This is a genomic window from Brasilonema sp. UFV-L1, assembly GCF_012912105.1.
In the GTDB taxonomy this organism is placed as follows: domain Bacteria; phylum Cyanobacteriota; class Cyanobacteriia; order Cyanobacteriales; family Nostocaceae; genus Brasilonema.
In genome coordinates this window covers 22,266-26,481 of the sequence record NZ_QMEA01000107.1, presented here as the reverse complement: position 1 = coordinate 26,481, position 4,216 = coordinate 22,266, and the positions used below count along the sequence as shown (strand labels likewise).

Genomic DNA, 4,216 nt, shown 5'->3' with positions numbered 1-4,216 from the left:
CCCAACTCCCCCCACTCCCCCCACTCCTCTACAAACCATGAACCCCTCAACCCTCAACTCCAAGGAATTTGAAGAGCAATACTCAGGGACACTTTGCGATTATGTGACAGCGATCGCCTGGTCTCCAAAAGGTACAACCCTAGCAGCAACTTCTGCAGCTGGTGAAGTCGTACTGTTGCAAGATGGTGAACTGACAACTTTACAGACTCCAAAAGGTGAATCAGTAAACTGTGTCGCCTTCTCTAAAGATGGGCAATTTTTAGCCGTTGGTGGACAGGATGGAAAGGTGAAAATCTGGCGAGAAAGTGAATTAATCGCCACTTTGGAAAATGCTCCCGCTTGGGTTGATAAACTGGCATGGAGTCCTACCAACAATCTGCTCGCTTTTAGCTTAGGGCCTTATGTTCAAGTGTGGAATGCTGACACTCGCGAGAGTGTCGCCACTTTGAATTTTGATAACTCATCAGTCTTTGGTATTGATTGGCGTTACGATGGAGAGTATCTAGCAATTGGTGGTTACCTGGGAGCCAAGGTATGGGACTGCCAAAACTGGGATGATGAACCGTATATCCTCGATATACCTTCTGCCAGTTTAGCAATAGCTTGGTCGCCGGACGGGAAATACCTTGCCTCTGGTAATATGGACCGTACCATCACTGTTGTAGAATCTCATTTCTTATCTTCTGATGGCACAGCAGAACCTTGGGTCATGCGAGGTTTTCCTGGGAAAATTCGCCAAATAGCATGGTCAGAACCAACAACCCAACAAGGTGCCCCTCTGGTCGCTTGTTCCAGTGTTGATGGTATAGTCGTGTGGGAAAAGCAAGCTGATGATTCCTTAGGTTGGGAAGCAAGAGTCTTAACGAATCATGTTAATATCATCCAAGCAATAGCCTTTGCACCGAAAAGCTTCCTGCTTGCTTCCGCTGCTGCTGATGGCTGGATTTGTTTGTGGAAAAAAGCAACAGAAGTCTCTCAAATTCTTACAGGCGTTTCATCTGGGTTTTCAAGTCTTGCTTGGCATCCCAATGGTCAACAACTTGCTGCAGGTGGTGAAAATGGTGAATTGTTCGTTTGGTCAAAGACGACGCGGGGTCAAGGTTTTGGAAGAAAATAACTATGTCTATATCTGCCATTGACAATAACGACGCCGCGGGTATCCAAGCGGTACAAAACTCTGTTGCAATATGCGATCGCTCGTTTTGGGGACGGATCAAAGTTTCTGATGGCGATCGCCTCCGCTTCTTACACAATCAAAGCACAAACGATATCCAAAGCCTCAAGCCAGGACAAGGCTGTGATACAGTTTTTGTCAATTCTACCGCCCGCACTCTTGACTTGGTAACAGCATATATCCTAGAAGATAACGTGTTGTTGCTGGTTTCGCCAAACCGTCGCGAGTTTCTCATGCAATGGCTAGACCGGTACATCTTCTTTGCTGATAAAGTGCAATTGACAGATGTGAGCGAGGAAACTGCAACTTTGGGCCTCATTGGACCAGAAAGTGATACTGTTGTCGAAAAGCTGGGCGCTGAGTCAATTATTGGTCAACCCTATGGAACTCACATTTCTATCCCTTCAGTGAGTCAGGGTTTTATCGCTGTTGGTAGTGGCTTAGCTTCTCCTGGATATACTCTAATTTTGCCAGCTTCAGCTAAAGAAGAAGTTTGGAATCAAATTCTAGAAGCTAAAGCAGTTCCAATAGGCGATCGCACTTGGAAAATGTTGCAAATATTACAAGGTCGTCCGGCTCCAGACCATGAACTGACCGAGGAATACAATCCTCTGGAAGCAGGCTTATGGCAGACAATTTCCTTCAATAAGGGATGTTATATAGGACAAGAAACCATCGCTCGGTTAAACACCTATAAAGGTGTCAAACAGCACCTTTGGGGGATTAACCTCAGTGGTTCCGCTGAGCCAGGAAGTGTGATTACCATTGGGGATGAGAAAGTTGGCAAACTAACTAGTTACACAAAAACCCTTGATGGTCACTTTGGGCTTGGCTACATCCGTAGTAAGGCTGGTGGTGCTGGTTTGAAAGTTCATGTCGGAGAAGTTGAGGGCGAAGTCGTAGAAATCCCGTTTGTTTCTCAGGACTACCCACAATTGTGATCAGTTCTTTTATCAGAGGGTGTTTATTTTTTATCTATAAACACCCTCTAAGAAATCAATCTTCACACCCAAGTTGATTATCCCTCTTCCATCACGAGTTTTAATTTCTGCATTATTAAGGGCGACGATACAAGGTTGATTACCTATGACACCAATAATTGCTCCCCCGGAAGAACCACCAGTGGCATCACAGTCGTGTAACAACACATTGCTTTCTTCACCCACAATGCTGCAATTCCGTTGCACGCTGGCTGTCCATCCCTTACCTGCGGTAAAAAATCGATAGTTTTCTTTGTCTGTGTTAGGGAAATCACCAGAATAACCAACGAAAATATATTTATTGCGGTTTTTGGTGAGAGTTGATGAAGGTAAAGATTTCCAACCTATGTAACCGTATTTTAAGCCGATAGGTTTATTGAGTATCAAAAGTGCCCAGTCGTTAGTTTGATTTTCTAATTTAGTTCCAGTGAAATCAGTGCCATAAATGACATTTTGAACTTGAGCGATATCTGATTCATCTTTCATTTTGCGATTGATAACATTTGGTGAAAACAAGATTTTTTGACTAAATTGGCGTGTTTCGGGGTCAATAACGCAGTGTGCATTAGTTAAAACGACATCTTCACTAATTAATGTACCTGTGCAATGATAGTCCTTGCCTTCGGTGGTAAGCCCTTGTATTCTACCAATTGCCGACCAAGGATATTGTCGGCTTAACATAGGAACTCGGTCATCCCAACCAATGATTGCCCTGCGTTGAAATTCTTGATCATCAGCTTTATCTGGTTTATTCGTCTGTTGCAAATTATTGGGTTGAAAGGCTTTACCGTTTCCTTTGATACTGAAGTTCTTGACATCTTGCAATTTGGTATATTTGGGTGGAGTTGGTTTTGCTGTGGTGGTTTGGGCGTTTGCATTCACCCAAATATTTAAGGTAATTGCGCTGAAAGTGACTGCGATAAATAATGCAATTGATTGTTTGCTCTGGAGTTTGTTTTTCATGGGTATTTTGTGTTGGTTTGATAGTTTTTGTATATCGTCTGTTTCAAGCGAAGAAACCTCACCCGCCTACGGCACCCTCTCCTTATTAAGGAGAGGGTTTAGAGAGACTTGCCTTTCTCCATGTCGTTTTTAACCAAAAGGTTTAGAGAGCTTTTCTCCCTCTCCTTTATAAGGAGAGGGCTGGGGTGAGGTATCTAACGCCACTCTCCTTGTACGGTGAAACCTGCCCAGTAATAGGGGCTACGCCATTTTGGGTTTTCCCATAACTTTCTTTGGGCTGCACGTAACGCGGATGGTGGGGTTTTCTTTTGCTGCAACATTTCTTTGTAAAATTCCTGCATCAGTACTGATGTGCCTTCGTCGTCAATCTGCCACAGGGACAGCATAACCCGCGCTGCACCTGCATACATTAAGCCGCGTGTCAACCCCACTAAACCTTCACCGTTGACATTTTTACCAAGTCCGGTTTCGCAGGCACTCAAGACGATTAACTCTGCTGGGTAGTCTTGGTTAAACAAATCTCCCAAGCGTAAGTGTCCTCTGATTGGCTTGCCTTTTTTATCAACCAATGACAGTACAATCCCGGATAACTCTGGTTGTTCTTGATTGACAAACCCGTGAGTGGCAAAATGCAGAAGACGGAATTGATTGAGGGTGCTGCTGGTTGCCCAGTCGTAATTGGCATCAAAGTTCAATGCTTGCAGGCTAGTTGCTGGTGGTATCAGTTTTAAAATTCCTTTTGCCTCTATTTCTGTGTTGCCTAACCTGTTCCAACCATTGCGTTTCAGGCTTTTGGCGGAACGGTTAAGGGCAGAGCGTTCAATTTCGAGTTCGGAACCGAGTTGAGTATTTTCCGGTTTACCTGTCACTCGTGTGTCGGTAGCACTGTATACCGGGTCGGCGAGAATGGCTATGGCTTTGGGTGCGGGTTGGCGATTGGCAAGTTTTTGGCGTTGGATGGCGATCGTTGAGGCTGAGGGTAAATTGACAATTTCATGGTTTATCATTAGTGGTTGGTATTTGGCTTCTCCCCTAGCAGGGCTACCGTGTATGCACATCTGGCTCAAAACCTCACCCTCGCTTTTCGCTGCGCTAAAAT

At 44.7% G+C, this 4,216-nt stretch carries 4 protein-coding genes; 2 read left to right on the top strand and 2 right to left on the bottom strand.

What is annotated here, in order from left to right:
- The first annotated feature begins 37 nt into the window (after positions 1-37).
- Positions 38-1,117: a WD40 repeat domain-containing protein gene (locus tag DP117_RS24985; RefSeq protein ID WP_169220935.1), complete on the top strand. Its 1,080-nt coding sequence runs from the start codon at positions 38-40 to the stop codon at positions 1,115-1,117.
- A 2-nt stretch (positions 1,118-1,119) separates the two neighbouring features.
- Positions 1,120-2,115, top strand: a complete 996-nt coding sequence (locus DP117_RS24980; protein ID WP_169220933.1) for a folate-binding protein YgfZ — start codon at positions 1,120-1,122, stop codon at positions 2,113-2,115.
- Positions 2,116-2,145: 30 nt separating this feature from the next.
- Here the strand turns inward: DP117_RS24980 and DP117_RS24975 are convergent, their stop codons facing one another.
- Together DP117_RS24975 and DP117_RS24970 are read right to left on the bottom strand one after the other, a co-directional pair.
- On the bottom strand, positions 2,146-3,117 hold the full coding sequence (locus DP117_RS24975) for a trypsin-like serine protease (RefSeq protein ID WP_169220932.1): 972 nt from the start codon (positions 3,115-3,117) through the stop codon (positions 2,146-2,148).
- Between the two features lie 194 nt (positions 3,118-3,311).
- Positions 3,312-4,216, bottom strand: a 905-nt coding sequence (locus DP117_RS24970) for a CHAT domain-containing protein (protein ID WP_169220931.1), incomplete at its 5' end; no start/stop codon positions are given.